This window comes from Nocardia sp. NPDC060255, from assembly GCF_042727395.1.
Lineage (GTDB): Bacteria > Actinomycetota > Actinomycetes > Mycobacteriales > Mycobacteriaceae > Nocardia.
Genome location: NZ_JBHXAU010000002.1, coordinates 328,188 through 347,583, shown reverse-complemented (window position 1 = coordinate 347,583; position 19,396 = coordinate 328,188). Strand labels below are relative to the sequence as shown.

Annotated in this window: 20 protein-coding genes; 15 read left to right on the top strand and 5 right to left on the bottom strand. The window is 66.8% G+C overall.

Annotation, left to right across the window (positions count from 1 at the left end; translation table 11 throughout):
• Positions 1 to 128 precede the first annotated feature (128 nt).
• Positions 129 to 1,040, top strand: a complete 912-nt coding sequence (locus ACFWF1_RS07410; RefSeq protein WP_379286267.1) for a LysR family transcriptional regulator — start codon at positions 129 to 131, stop codon at positions 1,038 to 1,040.
• A 20-nt stretch (positions 1,041 to 1,060) separates the two neighbouring features.
• On the opposite strand, the gene ACFWF1_RS07405 is transcribed toward ACFWF1_RS07410, so the two are convergent.
• Complete coding sequence (locus tag ACFWF1_RS07405; protein WP_379286266.1) at positions 1,061 to 1,492, bottom strand: SRPBCC family protein; 432 nt, start codon at positions 1,490 to 1,492, stop codon at positions 1,061 to 1,063.
• A 78-nt stretch (positions 1,493 to 1,570) separates the two neighbouring features.
• On the opposite strand from ACFWF1_RS07405, the gene ACFWF1_RS07400 reads away from it, so the two are divergent.
• The 7 genes from ACFWF1_RS07400 (at position 1,571) to ACFWF1_RS07370 (ending at position 7,387) form a co-directional block, all read left to right on the top strand.
• Positions 1,571 to 1,963, top strand: a complete 393-nt coding sequence (locus tag ACFWF1_RS07400) for a hypothetical protein (protein ID WP_379286264.1) — start codon at positions 1,571 to 1,573, stop codon at positions 1,961 to 1,963.
• Positions 1,964 to 2,140: 177 nt separating this feature from the next.
• Positions 2,141 to 3,553, top strand: a complete 1,413-nt coding sequence (locus ACFWF1_RS07395; RefSeq protein ID WP_379286263.1) for a sensor histidine kinase — start codon at positions 2,141 to 2,143, stop codon at positions 3,551 to 3,553.
• Complete coding sequence (locus tag ACFWF1_RS07390) at positions 3,553 to 3,978, top strand: roadblock/LC7 domain-containing protein (protein WP_379286262.1); 426 nt, start codon at positions 3,553 to 3,555, stop codon at positions 3,976 to 3,978. Before ACFWF1_RS07395 ends, ACFWF1_RS07390 begins: the two co-directional genes overlap by 1 nt.
• Positions 3,975 to 4,328, top strand: a complete 354-nt coding sequence (locus ACFWF1_RS07385; RefSeq protein ID WP_379286260.1) for a DUF742 domain-containing protein — start codon at positions 3,975 to 3,977, stop codon at positions 4,326 to 4,328. Before ACFWF1_RS07390 ends, ACFWF1_RS07385 begins: the two co-directional genes overlap by 4 nt.
• A complete protein-coding gene (locus ACFWF1_RS07380; RefSeq protein ID WP_357384033.1) occupies positions 4,303 to 4,908 on the top strand; it encodes an ATP/GTP-binding protein in 606 nt (201 codons plus the stop codon). Before ACFWF1_RS07385 ends, ACFWF1_RS07380 begins: the two co-directional genes overlap by 26 nt.
• Positions 4,905 to 6,146, top strand: a complete 1,242-nt coding sequence (locus tag ACFWF1_RS07375; protein WP_379286256.1) for a cytochrome P450 — start codon at positions 4,905 to 4,907, stop codon at positions 6,144 to 6,146. The genes ACFWF1_RS07380 and ACFWF1_RS07375 overlap by 4 nt, the downstream gene beginning before the upstream one ends.
• Before the next feature lie 11 nt (positions 6,147 to 6,157).
• Positions 6,158 to 7,387, top strand: coding sequence for a cytochrome P450 (locus ACFWF1_RS07370; protein WP_379286254.1), 1,230 nt, complete (start codon positions 6,158 to 6,160; stop codon positions 7,385 to 7,387).
• Positions 7,388 to 7,457: 70 nt separating this feature from the next.
• On the opposite strand, the gene ACFWF1_RS07365 is transcribed toward ACFWF1_RS07370, so the two are convergent.
• Positions 7,458 to 8,270: an SAM-dependent methyltransferase gene (locus ACFWF1_RS07365; RefSeq protein WP_379286252.1), complete on the bottom strand. Its 813-nt coding sequence runs from the start codon at positions 8,268 to 8,270 to the stop codon at positions 7,458 to 7,460.
• A 206-nt stretch (positions 8,271 to 8,476) separates the two neighbouring features.
• Here ACFWF1_RS07365 and ACFWF1_RS07360 point away from each other — a divergent pair, with 206 nt between their 5' ends.
• On the top strand, positions 8,477 to 8,851 hold the full coding sequence (locus ACFWF1_RS07360; protein WP_379286250.1) for a VOC family protein: 375 nt from the start codon (positions 8,477 to 8,479) through the stop codon (positions 8,849 to 8,851).
• On the opposite strand, the gene ACFWF1_RS07355 is transcribed toward ACFWF1_RS07360, so the two are convergent.
• Positions 8,838 to 9,956, bottom strand: a complete 1,119-nt coding sequence (locus ACFWF1_RS07355; protein ID WP_379286248.1) for a glutamate--cysteine ligase — start codon at positions 9,954 to 9,956, stop codon at positions 8,838 to 8,840. The two genes, ACFWF1_RS07360 and ACFWF1_RS07355, sit on opposite strands and share 14 nt — an antisense overlap.
• A 259-nt stretch (positions 9,957 to 10,215) precedes the next feature.
• Positions 10,216 to 11,133, bottom strand: a complete 918-nt coding sequence (locus ACFWF1_RS07350; protein ID WP_379286246.1) for an AraC family transcriptional regulator — start codon at positions 11,131 to 11,133, stop codon at positions 10,216 to 10,218.
• A gap of 131 nt (positions 11,134 to 11,264) precedes the next feature.
• Between ACFWF1_RS07350 and ACFWF1_RS07345 the strand changes: the two genes are divergently transcribed.
• On the top strand, positions 11,265 to 12,113 hold the full coding sequence (locus ACFWF1_RS07345; RefSeq protein ID WP_379286244.1) for an alpha/beta fold hydrolase: 849 nt from the start codon (positions 11,265 to 11,267) through the stop codon (positions 12,111 to 12,113).
• An 81-nt stretch (positions 12,114 to 12,194) separates the two neighbouring features.
• Positions 12,195 to 13,769, top strand: coding sequence for a Na+/H+ antiporter (locus tag ACFWF1_RS07340; RefSeq protein ID WP_379286242.1), 1,575 nt, complete (start codon positions 12,195 to 12,197; stop codon positions 13,767 to 13,769).
• Here ACFWF1_RS07340 and ACFWF1_RS07335 read toward each other — a convergent pair.
• Positions 13,766 to 14,329, bottom strand: a complete 564-nt coding sequence (locus tag ACFWF1_RS07335; RefSeq protein ID WP_379286240.1) for a dihydrofolate reductase family protein — start codon at positions 14,327 to 14,329, stop codon at positions 13,766 to 13,768. The two genes, ACFWF1_RS07340 and ACFWF1_RS07335, sit on opposite strands and share 4 nt — an antisense overlap.
• Positions 14,330 to 14,507: 178 nt before the next feature.
• Between ACFWF1_RS07335 and ACFWF1_RS07330 the strand changes: the two genes are divergently transcribed.
• The 4 genes from ACFWF1_RS07330 (at position 14,508) to ACFWF1_RS07315 (ending at position 19,340) form a co-directional block, all read left to right on the top strand.
• Positions 14,508 to 15,839 carry a YhgE/Pip domain-containing protein gene (locus ACFWF1_RS07330; protein WP_379286238.1) on the top strand — a complete coding sequence of 444 codons (1,332 nt, stop codon included), beginning with the start codon at positions 14,508 to 14,510 and terminating at the stop codon, positions 15,837 to 15,839.
• Positions 15,840 to 15,989: 150 nt separating this feature from the next.
• The gene (locus tag ACFWF1_RS07325; protein ID WP_379286236.1) at positions 15,990 to 17,117 is read left to right on the top strand and encodes an acyl-CoA dehydrogenase family protein; all 1,128 of its coding nucleotides are present in this window, start codon (positions 15,990 to 15,992) and stop codon (positions 17,115 to 17,117) included.
• A gap of 98 nt (positions 17,118 to 17,215) precedes the next feature.
• On the top strand, positions 17,216 to 17,605 hold the full coding sequence (locus tag ACFWF1_RS07320) for a hypothetical protein (protein ID WP_379286234.1): 390 nt from the start codon (positions 17,216 to 17,218) through the stop codon (positions 17,603 to 17,605).
• Positions 17,589 to 19,340: a hypothetical protein gene (locus tag ACFWF1_RS07315; protein ID WP_379286233.1), complete on the top strand. Its 1,752-nt coding sequence runs from the start codon at positions 17,589 to 17,591 to the stop codon at positions 19,338 to 19,340. Before ACFWF1_RS07320 ends, ACFWF1_RS07315 begins: the two co-directional genes overlap by 17 nt.
• Positions 19,341 to 19,396: the final 56 nt, after the last annotated feature.

Below are 19,396 nucleotides of genomic sequence, written 5' to 3'. Positions count from 1 at the left end.
CTCTTCGATAGCGGCCCCGGAATCCGTTGTTGTGGGACCGATCACAACGGTAGGCTCGGATATTCCGCGGCAAAAGCACGGAACGAGAAAGAGACTCTTTCCTGAATGGAAAAGACGAGGAGGTCGCCGTGCCCGGCGCATCTACCGACGACGTCACGTTTTTCGACATCGTCGCGCGTTCGCGCAGCCTGACCGAAGCAGCGCGGGAATTCGGCGTCTCGGTGTCCTCGGTGAGCAAGCGGCTCGCGCAGATGGAGGCCAGGCTCGGCGTGTTACTCGTGCAACGCAGCACCCGCAGGCTGACGCTGACCCCGGAGGGGGAGCGTTACGCGGCAGGCGCTTCCGTCATCGCCGCGGAGCTGGCGGAGTTGGAGGATTCGATCGCCGAGCAGCGCCACGAGCTGCGCGGCCGAGTCCATGTCCGGTCGACCATCGGCCTCGGCCGGGCCCACATCGCACCGCTGGTCGCCGATTTCGTCGAGCGAAACCCGCGGGTGCAGGTGGATCTGGAACTGTCGTCGCTGCCACTGAATATCGCGGGCACCGGTTTCGACATCGACATCAGGGTTGGCGCCCTGCAGGATTCGCGTCTGACCGCGACCCGGCTGTGGGCCAACCGCCGGGTGCTGTGTGCGGCACCGGAGTACCTGCGGCGCAACGGAACTCCCGCGAATCTCAAGGAACTCGAACAGCACAGCTGCATCATCCTGCGCGAGAACGAGTCCGACTACGCGCTGTGGCGGTTCGACAGCGGCGACAAGGAGATCTCGATCCGAGTGTCGGGCAACCTGATCAGCAACGACGGCGACGTGATCACCCAATGGTGTGTGGCCGGAAGGGGTCTGGTGATGCGATCGCTCTGGCATGTGGAGCCGCTGCTGCGCGACTGCTCGCTCGTCCAGGTACTGCCCGACATCCAGACCCCCAGCGCCGACATCGCCGCGGTCTACGCTGCGGCCGCCCCGCTACCGCGCCGGACCCGCGCCGTCATCGACCATCTGAAGGCCGGGCTCGGCCGCCGCATCACCGCGGCACGGTAGCGCTTGCCGCACAGCCTGATTCAGGCGTACAGCTCGACGAACTTGGCCAGTGAACGCTCGATGTCGCCCTTCACCGCCCGCGCCACCCCGGCGCCGATCGGACCGAACAGCGGCCTGCCACCGAGCTCGATGTCGACGGTCACCTCCGAGCCGGTGCCCTTCGGCGCCACCAGCAATTCGAGCCCGAGCTTGGTGCCACCCTTGCCCGCGCCGGTCAGCAACAGCCTGCGCGGCGCCTCGGCGGCCTTCACCGTCCACGTAACCCGGTTCCGCAAACCCTTTACCGAGGCGACGCCGACCAACTGGGTGCCGACGGTCAGCTGCTCGGGCACCTCGCTGCGCCACGCCTCGTGCATCGTCAGCCATTTGTCGAGATCGGCCAGATTGGACGTGTGCGACCACGCGTCTTCGGGCGAGATCGGCACATCGACGGAGACCTTCAGCTTTGCCATGGCGGCATAGTATCCGGTACCCGCGGTCCCTCGTAGTTGGTGCCGAAATGAGAAGGCCCGCCTCTTCAGTTCGGCTTCATGATCGGCCTCGACCCGTCCGACCAGGTACGGTCCAGCGACATCCGGGCAATCTGCGCCAGGACAGTCTCGCTGTCGGACCCCGCGACACCGTTCAAGAACAAACTGGACGTTCCAGCAAACTTCTGGTCGCGACTGCGGCCGAATACCCTGTTCCCCCACCTGCTTCGGATAGGCGCGGTTGACAGCATGCGCGGGATACGCGGCACCGCCGATAGATCGGATGATGTGTCCTCTATCGCAGCACCGGAAAGACCGCTGGTCACCGCGTGGCAAGCGATCGTGATCATCAGTGGCGCAGCATTATTGCGCATGTCGCGGCGGTCGGCATCTGTTGTCTGCAAACGCAATCATGTGAGTGGATCTGAAGAGAACTGGTTGCATAGCTGCTAATGTCGGGACGTCGGGTTCTGGTAACTGTTCGGACACAATCTGTTGTTCGGCAGGTGGCCGGTCCTCCGACGTGGACCAGATCCGACCAGGGTGTGCTGGTCGGCGTCGCGAGGAAGGCGAGACGAAGCACATGACGGAGAGTCGATTCCTCGGCGCCAATCGACGACGAAAGAACTGATGAATCAAGATATCGCCGTGGTGCTTTCATGGATCCTCGCCGCTGCTCTCGTGGTAGTGGCAGCGGTCGCGTTGTACGCAGTGCAATACGCGCGACAGCAGCGAGCCAGGGCCGAAGCACTCAGCAGAGAGCAACGAGCCGCGGAGGAAGCCGTCGAGCGCTTCGCGACTACCACGATGCCTTCGGTAGCCGAGGCGATCAGACGCTTCGACAGTCAGGCCCCCACGGTCGAAGTGCCGCCGGGCCTGGAGAATTCGCGCACCGCGCAGGTATTGCGGTGGATCGCCGAGCGCTACGCCGACGACCTGAGCCTGCTGCGGTCCGAGACCAGGGACCAGACCAACCACGAGGCTCAGCAGGCGATGAAAACCGCCGAGGACAAGGTGCGCACCGAGGTGTCCACCGCGTCCAGGCAGGCGACCAGCGCGGCGGTGCGTTCGTTCGGCACGTCCGTGGTCAGTCTCGGCGCCGACGTCAGCCAGGTGGTCAGCTCCGCGCTGCGTGAGCACCGCAACGACGAGGTGTACGAAACCCTCACCCGCATCGACCACACCGTGCAGCAGATGATCCGGCAGGCGCAGTCCTACGTGATCGTCTGCGGCGGCCTGCCCGGCCGGCGCTGGCCCGCCCAGTCGCTCACCGACGTCATCGGTGGTGCGACCGGCCGCGTCCGCGACTACCTGCGGGTGCGCCCCGGCCAGCTGGACCGGGTGGTCATCAGCCGCGCCGTCGAGCCGCTGGTGCACACCTTGGCGACCCTGCTCGACAACGCGTTGCGCTATTCTCCGCCAACGTCTTTCGTGGATGTCAGCTTCCAGGAGGGCCACCACGGCGTCACCGTGATCATCGATGACGCGGGCGTGCGGATGAATGCCGAGCAGATGGAGGAGGCCAGGCAGGTGCTCGCGCACGAGCGCTCGGTCGACATCCACCAGCTCGGCCCCTCACCCAAGGTCGGCTTCCCCGGCATCGCCGCGCTGGCCCGTCGCTACGGCTTCACCGTCTACATCGACGGCCCGAACGTCTACGGCGGCATGCGCGCGATGGTGTACATCCCCGAGGCGCTGCTGCTGACCCCGCAGCCCGAGCAGCAGGAGTTCGTGCCCGCGCGCGAGGTCGAGATCCCGGCCGAGCCCGTTCCCGCGGCGGCCGCCGCCACCGCCTCGCATCGGGCACCGGAGATCGAAGAGCCTAGTGAGAGTGAGCCGTTCGCCGTGCACGAGATCACCAGCGGCGGCTTACCCAAGCGACGCCGCCGGACCGTCGCGCTGGCCCCGGTCGGGCCGCGCACCGAGCCCGGCCTGGCCCGGCCCGACGTCGCCGCGGCCTGGCACACCGGTTCGCAGAGCGGCCGCGCGGCCGCCACCGATCAGTCCGATAACTCCGATGACACGGAAGGGATGACATCCTGATGGCCACTCCCGTGACCGACAGCAGCAACAAGCTGGGCTGGCTACTCGAAGATCTCAGCGTGCCGGGCGTCCGGTTCTCGGTCCTGCTGTCCGAGGACGGCTTACGGATCGCGCATTCCGCGGGGATCGAACGCGACCAGGCGGAGCGTTTCTCCGCCGCCGCGTCGGGCCTGCGCTCGCTCGGCAAGGCGCTCGGCGAGTTCTGCGGCGACGCCGACAACGGTGTGCGGCAGAACATGACCGAGTACGACCAGGGCATGATCCTGATCACCGCCGCGGGTGACGGCGCGCTGCTCGGCGTCGCGACCACCCCCGAGATCGACGTCGCGCTCATCGCGCATCGGATGAACGAACTCGCCGGCCGGGTCGGGCACGAGCTGGGCAGCCAGCCGCGCAGGCGCGTTGATGGTGGCGAATTGCCATGACACCACGGGCCCGGCGTGATCCCGATTTGGTTCGGGCGTATGTGCGCACCGGGGGACGCACCCGTCCCACTCGCGAGTTGGACCTGGTCACCTTGGTCCGTGCCGCAAAGGATCCGTCACCGGGTGCCGCGCCCGACGCACGCCGGGTCATCCAGCTCTGTAGCCGCCGGGGCACGCTGTCGATCGCCGAGATCGCCGCGTACCTCGATCTGCCACCCTCCGTTGTCAAGATCATCGCGGCCGATCTGATGGACAACGGACACCTGGTTACGCCTACCCCGGCCGAAAACCTGCCGGAGATCGCTCTGCTCGAGGAGGTACTTAATGGGCTCCGTGCTCTCGCCGTCTGATCGTCCAGTCGACTATGTGCCGGAGACCGTTACTCGTTCCGTAAAGCTTTTGGTGGCAGGCAATTTCGGGGTGGGCAAGACCACCTTCGTGAGCAGCGTGTCGGAGATCAAGCCGCTGCGCACCGAGGAGACGATCACCGAGGCCAGCGTCGGCGTCGACGACATGGCCGGCCTGCCCGGCAAATCCCAGACGACCGTGGCGATGGACTTCGGCCGCATCACGCTGAACCCGCAACTCGCGCTGTACCTGTTCGGTACGCCGGGCCAGCAGCGGTTCGTCCCGCTGTGGGAGGAACTGGCTCGCGGCGCGCTCGGCGCGCTGGTGCTGGTCGACACCCGGCGCATCGAGAAGTCGGACGAGGTGCTCTCGGTGCTGGAGGAGCGCGGTGTGCCGTATTCGGTGGCCGTCAACCAATTCGAAGGCTTCAAGAACTTTCCGCTGGGCGAGGTCCGCGACGCCCTGGATTTAACGCCCGATACCCCGCTTACCTCCTTAGACGCGCGTGACCGGGGCACGTGCTTGCGATCCCTGATCACGCTTGTTGAATTCCTGTTCCATCGTCAGGAGTCACGACTTTGACCACGCCCCCGCGTTCCTGCCCGGTCCAGCACGGATCACCGATCGACACCGACGGCCCACGGGTGTCGCTGTACTCGGAGGAATACGCCGCCGACCCACACCTCGCCTACCGCGAGATGCGCCGCCAATACGGCTCATTGGTGCCGGTGAACCTGTCGCCGGACGTGCCCGCCACGCTGGTGATCGGGTACCACACCGCGCTGCGCATCCTCAACGACCCCGAGCATTTCCCCGCCGACCCACGCATCTGGCAGAAGGGTGTGCCCGGCGAGTGCCCGATCCTGCCGATGCTGGAGTGGCGGCCGAACGCGCTGCGCAGCGCGGGACTCGATCACAGCAAGTACCGGCAGGCCAACGTGGCCGCCATCGCCGAGGTCGACCTGCACAGCCTGCACGCCACCGTCGAGCGGATCGCCATCCCGCTGATCAACGCGTTCTGCCAGGACGGCGCCGCGGACCTGATCAGCCAGTACGCCTTTCCGCTCACCTTCGCGGTACTCAATTCGACCCTCGGCTGCTCGCCGGAGATCGGCCAGCAGGTCGCCACCGGCATGGCCGCGATCTTCGAGGGCGTGAACGCCGACAAGGGCAACGCGATGCTCACCGACGCGCTGTTCGATCTGGTGAACTCCAAGCGCAAAGAGCCCGGCGACGACATCACCTCGCGGCTGCTCGCCCATCCCGCCAAGCTCGACGATGTGGAGATGATCCACCAGCTCGTCACGCTGTACGGCGCGGGCATCGAGCCGCAGCAGAACCTGATCGTCAACACGCTGCTGCTGATGCTCACCGACGACCGGTTCGCCGGAAACGTTCTGGGCGGTAGTCTTTCGACCCGAGACGCGCTCGACGAGGTGCTGTTCACCGACCCGCCGATGGCGAACTATTGCGTCTCCTACCCGAGGCAACCGATACTGATCGATGGGGTTTGGTTGCCCGCGCACCAGCCGGTCGTGATCAGCATGTCCGGCTGCAACAACGACCCGACCATCAGTGTCGGTGAGTACGTGGACAATCGGTCGCATCTGGCATGGAGCGTCGGGCCGCACGCCTGCCCCGCCAGGTCGATGGCCTACCTGATCGTGCAGGACGCCATCGACCAGCTGCTGGATGCGTTGCCAGAGTTGGATCTTGCCGTCGCCGCTAGCGAATTGTCTTGGCGGCCTGGTCCTTTCCACCGAGCGCTGGTCTCCCTCCCGGTAGTGTTCCCGAAGTCACCACCGTTGAACGTGTTTTAAGGAGACCCCCGATGGACGCTGAGCCACTAGTCCTAGACCCGACGGGCACCGACATTCAAGGCGAATCCGCGCGCCTGCGGGAGCGTGGACCGGCCACCCTGGTGGAGCTGCCCGGCGGCGTGCGGGCCTGGTCGATCACCGACGCCGATCTGCTGAAGCGGCTGCTCGTAGATCCGAAGGTGTCCAAGGATGCCAAGCAGCATTGGCCCGCGTTCGCCAAAGGTGAAGTGCCGCAGGACTGGCCGCTGTTCCTCTGGGTCGCGGTGAACAACATGTTCACCGCGTACGGCGCCGACCATCGGCGACTACGCAAGCTCGTCGCTCCGGCGTTCACGCATCGTCGCACCGAGGCGATGCGGCCACGAATCGACCGGATCGTCGAGCGGCTCATCTCAGAGCTCGCGGCGCTGCCCAAGGGTGAAGTGGTCGATCTGCGTGAGGGTTTCGCGTATCCGGTGCCGATCGAGGTCATCTCCGAACTGATGGGCGTACCGGAGTCGTTGAATCCCGGCCTGCGCAAGTGCGTCGACGGCATCTTCGACACCGCCCTCAGTCCCGAAGAGTCGCAGGCCAACTACATGGAGATGTACCGCATTCTCGCGGAGTTGGTGGCCTACCGGCGCGAACACCCCGGTGACGACATGACCAGCTTGCTGATCTCGCACCGCAGCGAGGACGACGGCTCCAAGCTCACCGAGCAGGAACTCATCGACACGCTGCTGCTCGTCATCAGTGCCGGCCACGAGACCACGGTCAACCTGCTCGATCAGGCGATCTACGCGCTGATCACCCGGCCGGAGCAGCGGGCGACGGTGCTCGAGGGCAAGGTCGGCTGGTCGGACCTGATCGAGGAGGCGCTGCGCTTCGAGGCGCCGGTCGCGCACCTGCCGCTGCGGTTCGCGGTCGACGACATCGAGATCGAGGGCGTGCGGATCGCCAAGGGCGAGCCGATTCTGCCCGCCTACGCCGCGGCCAACCGCGACCCGAAGGTGCACGGCGACACCGCCGACGATTTCGACGTGACCCGAGTCAGCAAGGACCACTTGGCCTTCGGCCACGGCGTGCACCACTGCCTCGGTGCGCCGCTGGCCCGGCTGGAGGCGGCGCTGGCACTGCCCGCCATCTTCGCGCGCTTCCCGAACATGCGGTTGGCGGCGGATCCGGCGGAGTTGGGGACCGTGGTCAGCTTCATCTCGAACGGTCACGGCAAGCTCCCGGTGATCCTGGAACCTGCTGATTAGTAACGGTTTTCGAGCCAGGGGTGCCGCAATCGCGCGGCGCCCCTTTCGTATGTCCAGGCCTTGCGCGTGTCTAGGCCTTGCGCGCCAATCCGGTGACGATGAGCTGCTCCCAGACGGTCAGTGCGTGGCCGGGTGTCGTCTCGTCCGCCACCGTCAGGTCCGGCCGCCAGCTCGCGCAGGGCACGATGCCGGGTGCGCGGATGTCCAGGTCGCCGAACAGCGCCTCGATCTCCTTGTCGGTGCGCCAGCGGCCGCGCCCGAAGGTCGCCTGGAGCTTCTCCTCGGCGTTGATGGTCTCGCGGTTCTCGCCCGAGCGGAAATGCGAGATGTACACCATGCTTCCGGCCGAGAGCTGCTCGGACCAGTAGCGCACCACCGCGGCCGGTTCCTCGTCGTCGTTGAGGTGGTGCAGGACGGCGCTGAAGATGACGGCGACGGGCTGGTCGAAGTCGATCAGCTCGGCGACCTCGCGGTGCTCCCGAATCGTGCGCGGGTCGCGCAGATCCGCCTGGAAGACGGTGGTATTGCTGTCGGTGGCCAGTAGCGCTCGACCGTGCGCGAGCACGATGGGATCGTTGTCGATGTAGACCACCTTGGCGTCGGCGGCGTAGCGGCGCGCGACCTGGTGCACGTTGTCGGCGGTGGGCAGGCCGCTGCCGAGGTCGATGAACTGCCGTATGCCGTCGCGGGCGAGGTCGCGGACGGCGCGGATCAGCGCCTGCCGGTTGGTGGTGGCGATCGCCACCGAGCCGGGCAGGTTCTCCTTGAAGTGATCGCCGATCGTCCGGTCGACGGCGAAGTTGTCCTTGCCGCCGAGCAGGTAGTCGTACACCCGGGCGATGCTCGGCTTGGATTGGTCGATCACGTGTGTCAGGTCGTTCATCTCGGTTGCCCCCTCGTCTACTGAACCGTGTCTCTTCTCATCGTAGGAGTTCCAGTGGGCGAGAGGGTGTTCTTCCGGGGCGAATCATATTTGACCACAACATATTTCATCATTGCTGAGAGTTGCGCCGCCGGCCGGTTCGGCGCGACGTTTGACCCCGTCGACGCCTGGTAGGCGAGCAGGGTGCCGATCGAGGGAGATCTCTCATGACATCAGACCGCCCCGTCGGGCGTTTGCGCAGCGTAGTGCTGGATTGTCCGGAGCCGCGCAAGCTCGCCGAGTTCTATATCGCCCTGCTCGGCCTCGAACTGACCGAGAACGAGGACGACACCTGGGTCGTTACCGTGGACGACGACGGCAGGCGCATCGTCTTTCAAACCGCGCCGCAGTACCAGCCACCGCGGTTCCCGGATCCCGAAGCGTCCCAGCAGATTCACTTCGATGTCTTGGTCGACGACATCGAGCAGGCCGAGCCCGCGGCGCTCGCGCTCGGCGCAAAACTGGTGCAGCCCAACGATAACGAGCAGTTCCGGGTCTATGCCGATCCGGTGGGACACATCTTCTGTCTCATGTGGTTGTAGCCGCGGGGCAGCCTGCCAAGGTGGCTGCCGCCAGCTCTGTCACGACATCGGCGACGTCGTGGCGGGCGCGAAAAGCGTTGAGCTGCCGCATCGCTCCGTTGCCGCGGGCCAGCACGGCGGCGACGGAGTCGGTGACGAGTTGCTGGTCGCCGAGCTCGTCCAGGGCCGGACCGACGTAGGCGATGAGTTCGGCAAGTAGGTCCTGCACCGGCATGATGCGTCCGTGGACCGGGTCTACGGCGTCGCCGTCGAGCCCGGTGCGGGCCGCCTTCCAATACGCCGCGCGCAGCACCTCGTCACTGACCGGCGGCGCGGCTATATGGTGCGCCAGCGAGTCCTGCGCGGTCATCACCGTCGCACGAACCAGCGTCGCGAGTAATACCGTCTCCTCGACCGTCGCGGGCACATCGCTGACCCGGATCTCTACCGTCGGAAAACTCGGCGACGGCCGCACGTCCCAATAGACCATCTTCTTGTCCAGGATGCTGCCGCTCGCGATCATCATGGCGACCATCGCATCGTATTCGGCGACCGACCCGAAATACGGGGGCGGACCGGCACTCGGCCACCGTCGCCACAGAATGCTGCGCCAACTCGCGAAGCCGGTATCGATACCGCGATAGATGGCCGAATTCGCGGTGAGCGCCAGGAACAGCGGCAGCCACGGACGCAGGAAATTGCTGACGTGCAAGGCGGTTTCGCGATCGGGCACCGCCACGTGCACGTGACAGCCGCACAGTCCCTGCTCCTGCGCGAGCATGCCGAACGCGGTGGCGATCCGTTGATAACGGGGTGTGTCGGTGACCGGGAACTTGTCCGGCACGGTCGGCGGAATGGCCACCGCGAGCAGTTGGGTGCCGTTCTTCTCCGCGCAGGCGGCGATTCCGCAGCGCAGATCGCGCAATTCCGTGGCCAGCTCGGTGGCGTCGTGGTGCACGCCCGTGCTGGTTTCCACCTGGCATCGGGTGAGTTCTAGTTGGAGATCGATGCCGAGTTCGGCCGCGGTCCGGGCGACCTCGACATTCTTCGCGACAGGCGCACCGGTTTCGGGTTCGGCGAGGAGAAATTCCTCCTCGACACCGACGGTCGCAGTGGCTGCGTCCATGGGGTTCAGGCTACCCGTCAGTCGAGGGGCACAGAGCCCGCGGGACCACATGGTCCCGCGGGTCTGCGCGCCAGGGATTATTGGACGGCCGGGTCAAATGCCGATTAGCTCGAGCACTGAACGAACCCAGTGGCTAACCATTCCGATAATCATCGGACTCTCCTTTCACCACCTCGGGGAACTGCGTCGTAAGCACCAGATTGCCGCAGTCCGGCACACCCCAAACGGTGATCGCCCGGACGTCCACCGGACATCTCGTTCACCGCACTGTCAGCTTGCGCCAGCGTTGCGGTGCGTCGCCGTAGCGGCGTTGAAAGGCGCGGCTGAACGCGGCGTTGGAGGTGTAGCCGATGTCGGCGGCGATGTGGGAGACCGGGTCGGTGGTCGAGCGCAGCAGTTCGGCGGCGTGGTCGAGGCGGCGCTCGGTGACGTAGGCCGCCGGGGCGCGTCCGAGCAGACGGGTGAAGCGTTCGGCGAAGGCCGAGCGGGACATCCTGGCGTCACGAGCCAGCGTCGTCACCGTCCACGGCTTGGCCGGATCCCGATGTATGGCAGCCAGCACCGGGCCGAGCGCGGGATCCATTGCCGCCGTGAGCCAGCCCGGTTCGGCGTCGTGCCCGGCGAACCAGGCGCGCAGGGTGTGGATGAAGAGCAGATCGAGCACCCGCGAAATCATCGCTGTCGCACCGGGATTCGGGCTGGTTACCTCGATGAGCAGCACCGGCAGGATGGCCGCGAGCCAGGGGCGGTGACCGGGGTCCGCCGGAATGTGGATCGCCCGTGGCAGCACCGACAGCAGCGGGGCCGCGATGGCCTCCTGCACCGCGAACGTCCCGGTGACCCAGCGGGGCGCCTCGGGATCGGCGAGCTCGGAGTCGAGGCGGAAGGTGTCCGAATCCTGCAGCGGCCGCGGCGTCGCGCCGGTGCCGGCGCTGAGCGCATGGGCGTCGCCGCAGCCGAGCAGCACCAGGTCGCCGGGGCCGAGCAGGATCGGCGGGTCGTCGCCGACACACAGCCGGATGCTGCCGCGCTCCACAATATGCAGCAGTCGGATGCCGTCCGGGATGGTCACCTCGAACGGTGCGGGCGGGGCGAACCGGGCGACGGTATCCCCGTGCAGCCGGACGGCCTCCAGGATTTCCGAGAAGGCGTCGAGGTCCTCGGACTGACTGAACACGATCGACGCTCCTGGAGTTTCGGCAAACTATCTCGGCTTCTGAAGCATAGCTATTGCCTGATTGTCCAGCTAACTTGGAGCTTGCTCGCCGCGAGAGTCCGTAGTTCCATCGTTGAGAGGTTCGAAAAACCATGCGCAACAACATCTTCCGTACCGGTTCGGCAGGTCGCGGCCTGCGGGCAGCCGCGCTGACCGTGGCCGCGGTCACGCTGGGCATGACCGCCTCGGCCTGCACCGCGTCCGCCGACAGCGAGCCGGCGCCCAGTGCGAACAAGCCCGCCGTGCTGCTGGTGCACGGCGCCTTCGCCGACGGGTCGAGCTGGAACAAGGTGGCCGCGCAGCTGCAGCGCGACGGCTACCAGGTGACCACGGCGGCGGTGCCGCTGCGCGGGCTCACCTACGATGCCGCGTACATCCGCAGCGTGCTGGACGGGCTGCCGGGCAAGACGATCCTGGTCGGCCACTCCTACGGCGGCGCCGTGATCACCAATGCCGCGACGGGTTCGCCCAAGGCGGCGGGGCTGGTCTACGTGGCCGCGTTCTCCCCGGACCAGGGTGAACCGGTCGGCGCACTGGACGCGAAGTTCGGCGGACCGGCCACCAAAATCGGTGTCCCGCACGAGTTCCCGCTGCCCGGCGGCGGATCCGGCCAGGAATTGACCATCGCGCCGGACAAGTTCCACGACAACTTCGCCCAGGATCTGCCGGAGAGCGAGACCACCGTGCTCGCCGCCGCGCAGCGCCCCATCGCGGTGGCCTCGTTCATGGAACCGAGCGGAGTTCCGGCCTGGAAGTCGCTGCCGAGCTGGGCGCTGGTGGCCAAGGACGACCACATGATCCCCGCCGACGGACAGCGCGAGATGGCCAAGCGGATGAATGCGACCACCGTCGAGCAGGCGGGCAGCCACGCGGTCGCGTTGTCGCAGCCCAAGGCGGTCACGGATCTCATCGAGACCGCGGCGACGAGCGTTCAGGGCTGAGCTTGGGGCAGCCCGATACATCAGCGATTCTCAGGTGACCACTGCCTCGTTTCTCAGCAACACACAGCAGCCTGGGTTGGCGTGAGTCATCTGGAGTTGCCGTTTCTCGTGCTGTTCGGCACGATCCTCGCCCAGCCGATCGGGCGGCGGCTCGGCGTGGCCCCGGCCGTCTTGATGACGGTGTTCGGCTGCGTGCTGGCGTTGATCCCGGCGGTGCCGGACGTCCGGGTGGCGCCGGATCTGATTCTGCCGCTGCTGCTTCCGCCGTTGCTGTACGCGGCGGCCCGGCGCACCTCGTGGCGGACCTTCGCGCAGAACTGGAGTGCGATCGCGCTGCAGGCGGTCGGGTTGGTGGTGGCCACCGCGGCGGTGGTCGCGGTGGCGGTGCATCTGTGGGAGCCCGCGGTGCCGCTGGCCGTCGCGTTCGTGCTCGGCGCGCTGGTGGCGCCGCCGGACCCGGTGGCCGTCGGCGCGCTGGCCGGTCGGCTGGGGTTGCCGCGCAGGCTGGTCGCGGTGCTGGAGGGCGAGGGGCTGTTCAACGACGTCACCGCGATCGTGCTGTATGGGATCGCGGTGCAGGCGGTGGTCACCGGCGAGTTCTCCGCCATGTCCGCGGCGCTGGATTTCGTGATGTCCGCGGTCGTCGGCGTCGCGGTCGGCCTGGTGTTCGGCTGGGGCGGCAGTTGGCTGATGCGGCGGCTGGACGAGGCGGCGTGGCAGGTGGCGTTGGGTCTGGCGCTCCCGTTCGCGGCCTATCGGCTTGCCGAGGCCTGGGGTGGTTCGGCGGTGCTCGCGGTGCTGGTGTGCGCGCTGTATCTGACCGACGCCGCCACCGATTTCGGTGACAGTGACTATCGGCTGATCGGCGATTCGTTCTGGTCGATCATCGAAATGCTCGTCACCGGAATCGCTTTCGGCCTGATCGGGCTGGAACTGGCGACCGTGCTGCGCGATGTCGGCCCGGATTGGCCGCGCTTCCTCGGTGTTTCCGGTGCGGTGATCGGCGCGGTCGTCGGCGTCCGGCTGGTCTGGTTGATGGCGACCTGGGCGGTGTTCGGTCGTTGGTGGCGGCGCCGGGAGGCCGACGAGCCGTACACCTGGCGCGAGACGATGGTGACATGGTGGGCGGGGCAGCGCGGCGTGGCCACGGTCGCGCTGGCCCTGGCCGTACCGCTGACCACCGAGTCGGGCGCCGACTTCCCGTGGCGCAGCGGAATCCTGTTCACCGCCTTCGCTTTGGTGCTGTTCACCCTGCTCATCCAGGGGCCGACGCTGTCACTGGTGGTGCGTGCCACCGGAGTTCGCGTCGATACCGAAGCGGAGCGAAACATGGAGCGCCAGTTGTGGACCCGCATTCTGCGCGCGGAGCTCAGCCGCCTGCAGGAGGTGGCGCACACCGAGAACCTGCCCGACGAGGTCTACGACCGATTGCATGTCGGCATCGAAAGACGGCTCGCCAGAGCCGATCCCGAAGCCGCCGACGATACCAAGGCGGCGGCCGAGCGGAGCTTCCGTCTCAATCGCAAACTCGACCGGATCAACCAGGAGATACTGACGGCCGGACGCACCGAGGCGATGACCGCTCGGCGGGAACCCGGCGTGCCACCGGATCTGGTGGATCGAGTGATGCGCCGTCTCGATCTGCGGTCGCCTTAGTGGGACGCCTTGCTCGGTCGGTACCGCACGTTGACGGCCGTCGGCAGGTCGGCTGAGGCTGCGTCGTGCAGTCGGATCGGGACACCACCGGGGTTGTCGTACAACCGGATACCGTCGCCGAGCAGGACCGGCGCGATATGCAGGTCGATCTCGTCGATCAGTCCCAGTTCTAGCAACTGACGGCCGATCGTCGGCGAAAATACCTCGAGGTTCTTGCCGCCCGCCGCCGCTAGCCCGATTCGCACCGCTTCGGCGAGGTCGCAATTCAGGAAGGTGACCCGGTCGGCGGGCTGCGCGTCCTCGGGGTGGTGGGTGATCACGAAGATCGGTCCGTGCCAGGCGCCGCCGTACGGACGGTTGTCACCCGCTGCGTCCCAACCCTTTCGGCCGCCGAGCACAGCGCCGGTGGTCTCGACATATTCGCCGATCAGTCCGGGACGGAACGAGAAACCGGTCAGCCAGTCGAGTTCGTTGTCAGGTCCGGCGACGAACCCGTCCAGGGACATCGTGAAGTGCCAGCGCACTTTTCCGTCGGCGATCTGCGGCTCGGTGTCCCTCATCATCTTCTCCCACAATCTGCTTGCAATCTGCAATCGGTGAGATCACGCTAAGTCATCCGGTTGCGTTTCGCAATCGCTTTGCTGGATCCGCCGTGGTCGGCTTACTTCGCATCCTCACAGCAAACAGCCCGGCGAAGCTCCCGAATCCGCGTCCGGTCTGCTGCTACCGTCCGAGACCGTGACTACGGACCGCGTGGATGCAGCTCGTTCGGACCGCCGCCTCGGGCTACGCCTGTGGCTCCTACCGGTCGCCATCCTGGCCGTGTTCATGGCCCTGCTCGGCACGATGTACCTCGACTATGTGGTCGATCCGGAAGAGAACATGCACGATTTTCCCATCGCGCTGGTCAATCAGGACGTCGGCGACATGATCGGCACACCGGGGCAGGAGCATCTGGTCAAGTTCGGTGACGAGGTGACCGAGGGGCTGAAAAAGGCGGTACCCGCAGACAAGATCGATCTGCAGATCCTGCCCGTCAACGAGGCGTCGCAGCGGATGCAGGACAACAAGGTCTACGGCACCATCCTGATTCCGAGCGACTTCAGCAAACGGCTGGGCATCCTCGGCGTCGGCAGCGTGATCCCCGGTGACATCCAACGCCCGATCATCACGTTGCAGACCAATCCGCGCAGCGGTGCCTTCGTGACCGAGATCGTCACCCAGATCGGCACTCAGGCCCTGGACGCGGTGAACAAGCAGGTCGGCGCGCAGTTGACCGAGCAGGTGCAGGCGCAGCTGACGCCGCCGCCGGGCGGGCCGCCTGCCCCCGAGCTGAGCGGCGCCACCCGGGTGGCCCTCGCCGAACCGCTGCAGATCGTCACCCAGCCGTTCCATCCGCTGCCCAGCGGCACCGGTCAAGGCCTGACGGCATTTTTCTACGCACTGCTGCTTCTGCTGGCCGGTCTGGTCGGGTCGATGACCATCCACACCATGATCGACGCGCAACTCGGCTTCGTGCCCACCGAATACGGGCCGTGGTTCGTCCACTTCCCGCCGACACCCATCTCGCGGTTCCACACCTTGCTGATCAAGTGGGGCGTGATGGTGGTGACCGCCAATGTTGTTGCGGGCGTGTTCCTTATCGTCGCCAAGGTGTTGGGCATGCCGATCGATCACCCGCTCGGACTGTTCCTCTTCAGCGCGCTGGCCATCATCGCCGTCGGCGTCACGGGTCTGTCCGTGCTCGCGGCCGTCGGCTCGGCGGGCCTGCTGATCAACCTGATCCTGTTCATCATCCTCGGCCTGCCCTCGTCGGGCGGCACCGTGCCGATCGAGGCGACCCCGAAATACTTCGGCTGGCTGGCCTCTTTCGAGCCGATGCACCAGGTCTTCCTCGGTGTCCGCGCGATCCTCTACTTCGACGCCAGCGGTCCGGCCGGTCTCAGCCGAGGCGTCTGGATGGCTGCCCTCGGCCTGGCCGTCGGCCTGGTCCTCGGCCTCGCGATCACCCGCTACTACGACTACAAAGGCTTGCGCCGCACCGGAACCGGGCGCCCCGCACCGGCATAGCGGGGTCGGCTCGCCCGGCCTTCGCCCGCCGACTCGAGGCGCCAGGCTTGTCCGTTCCACCCGCGTTCGGCACGCCTGCTGCGTACCCTGGGTCGGCGATCGCCCAGAGACCGCGGTGTCAGCCGAATCCCTTCGACCAGCGAGCGTTTCGTGACTACAGCCCAGGTTTCTTTTCCGGTCCGCGATGTCGAGCGCAAGGTGCTCGACCGAGTTGCCGAGTTGGCGGAGGGGTTTCGGGCCGCCGCGGCTGACTACGACGAGCGGGCCGAAATCGCAGTGGGGCATCTGACGGCGCTACACGACGCGGACCTCGATCGGGCCGTGTTACCCGAGCGGGTGGGCGGCCTAGGGCTGAGTTACGCGGCCTTCGGGCATGTGGTTTGTGTACTCGCTAAGGCGGATCCGTCCACCGCGACGATCTGGACCATGCACGCGGGCGCAGGCGTCGCACTCGCGGAACTCACCGCGGCGACGCTCGGCTCGTTCTTCGCCGACGAGTTTCTGGCCGGCAAGCGCTTCGCCAACGCGCTGTCGGAACCGGCCAGCGGGAACCGCTTCCTCAATCCGCAGCAGGACGCCGTCGCGGTCGACGGCGGCTGGTCGCTCACCGGGGCGAAGCGCTTCGTCTCCGGCTGCGAGATCGCCGAGTACCTGCTGGTGAACGCGCGAGTCGACGGTGTGCCCGCGTTCTTCGGCGTGCTGCCCGACGAGACGGTCTCGACCATCCCGATCTGGGACACCCTCGGCCTGCGGGCGACCCGCAGTCAGCTGCTGTCCTTCGACAACACGCTGCTGCGGGCCGAATATCGTGGTCGTGCACCGGGATTCGGTGACTACGCGGTGATTCAAGCCGGGCTGCCCGCGATCTCGCTCGGCGTCGCCGACGCGGCGCTGGACGCGCTGATCGAGCACGCGCAGTCGCGGGTGATCCTCGGCCGGCCGCTGTCGCATCAGCAGTGGGTGCAGTACGAGGTCGCCGACATGCAGATCAAGCTGGCGGCCGCGCACGCGCTGTACGAGCGCGCGCTGTGGGAGGCCGACAACGGCCTGCCGAGCTTCTATCTCGACCTGTCGCGGGCCAAGTACCTGGCGAACAAGATCGCCGTGGCGGTCGCCCAGCTGGGCGTACGGGTGGGCGGCGCCTCGGGCTACCTGAAACAGTCACCCATCCAACGCCATCTGCGCGACGCCGAAGCCGGCCAGCTGATGGCGTACTCGACCGAGGTGCTCGCGGGCGAGATCGGCAGGCAGGTGCTGGGCGTGCCGGAACACGAGTAATCCGGATTCGCTAACAGCGGGGCGAAATTGCTCGATACTCGGGTGCCAGCGCTTGCGGCGAAAAGGGTCGCGGCGGGTCGAGAGCTGGGAGTCGTCCGATGACCGCCGAACCGGTGAAGATCACGTTGTTCGACCTGGACCACGCCGATGTCCGGGATATCAGCCGCGAATTGGCCACGCAGTCACCGGGATTGACGCCGGAGGCGGTGCCGGGCAGCCGGTACGGCGAGCCGACCATGCTGGTGCTCGCCGTGGCCTTCGCGATCCCGACGATCCAGGCGCTGGCCGCGTGGGCGTTGAAGAATCGCCGCAAACAGCGAATCGAGTTGCGCGCCAAGGTGTTGTACTCCGACGGCAGCGAGGTGGACCGTTCGGCGATCATCTCGTTCAGCGAGAGCGAGGCGCCGGACGCGCAGGTGATCAAGCAGCTCATCGACGGTCTGGGCCTGCAGGGCCTGCCCGAGGGCGACGGTGGCGCAAACCCGTAGCTGGACCGACCTTTCCAGCAACCTCACCCACCTCGGTGCCGTCCGGCTCGCCGACCACCTCGACGAGCTGCTGCATCCGGGTAAAGCCTCGCCGGACCTGACGCTCGGCTGCCTGCACGAGTTCACCCACCACTGGTGCTTTCACTCGGCGGTCGGCTTCGCGATCACCGGGCTGCAATACCGGATGGCGCGGGCCGCGCTGAGCGGTGACGAGCGTGCCGTGGATCGTATCCAGCGGGACGCGGTGGCCTATCAGACGGTGACCGCGGTGCTGCGGCCGCTGATCGAGGGACTGGCGCTGTTCGCCGAGTTCGATGCGAACACCGTCCGCAGCCCGGTGGCGACGGCGCCGATGCTGGCCGCGATCAACCTGTTCTCCGGGAAGGCGCCGCACATCCTCAGTCCCGCGGCGGACGGCGAGCTCGCGCCGATGGTCGGTGATCGCGCGGCCACGCTGGCGATGTCCCTGCCGATCAGCGTGCACCTCAGGACGATTCGGGTCAGCGAGGCGGGCATCCGCCGCAAGGTGAACGTGCTCGCGACCAGTCTCGCCGACGACAGCGACGGCTACCTGCTCGGTTATTTGGGCGCCAAGAGCATGTGGCGCGACGTGCGTCGCCGCTGCGGGCGGCTGTACGCCGAAACAGATCTGACACTCGCCTTGCTGCGCGGGTTCTTCTTCGAGGACCGGCGGCTCGTCGAAATCCTGCTCGGCACCGGCGAAAAGGACATGGGCAAGCTGGCCAACCTGATCGTCGGCCAGATAACCCGACGGGTACGCGAGCTGGCACATATCACCGAGGCCGACGTCGCGACGCTCGAAGAGCTGATTCTGCGTGGTGAGCCGACGGACTCAGCGAAATGGGCTTCCCCGCTGCATGTTTCGTCTGCCCACTGGCGCGCGGGCCAACGTGAGTATGCGACGCTGCTGACGGAGCTGAGTACCGAGCCGGAGGAGGTGGCCGACAGCGCCGACGCTGAGCTCGCGGAGGGGCTGCGCCAGGCGTTCGGCGTGCTGCTCGACCGCCGTCATATCGTGCGGCTCGGCACCGAGGATGTCCAGGTGACCGTCGCCAGACGCGGCAAATACGTTGTGCGGCTCGGCAACCGGGTGCTGCTGCGCGGGCGGACGTCGAAGGCGTCGCCGCAATCCGGGCCCGGCACAGTGGAACTGGTGTTCAGCGCGCTGTCCTCGGGCCTGTACCGGGCGATCGTCGTGCACGGTCCGGAGTCGGTGATCGATATCGTCGCACCGGGCATCGCGCCCGACGACGCCGACGAAATGGCGCTGCTGCACACCCACGCCCACCCCGGCGAGCGGTACGTCGAGCTCTTCGAGCGGATGCGACTCGTCGTCGACAGTGTCCTCGCCGGAACACCCCAGGCCGCCCTTCTCGCCACCGTTCAAGAGCAGCTCCCCGAGGTCGCCCGGAACCTCTACCTGGACAGCGGCCTCAACACAGTGCCCGATGACCGGCTCGATGACGTCCTGCGCACCCTTGATTCCGGCGGCGTGTACGCCCTGCTCGATGACGACCGCGACCTTCTCGAAGCCTTGGTCATCCTCGGCGCGGTGGCCCCGCTCATGCCCTTCCGCGGTCAGCTACTGGCCGAACTGACCCTGCACGGCTTCCCCGACCCGGACACGATCCTGCGCAGGCTCACCGAGCTCGAGCAGCGCACCGGCTTCGGCCTGGTCAACGCCGACGACACCAACGTCCTGGTGCACGTCTGATCGCCCTCTTGTTTCGATCACCCGATCGAAGCTGAATATGCAATGGCGGCAAGCCT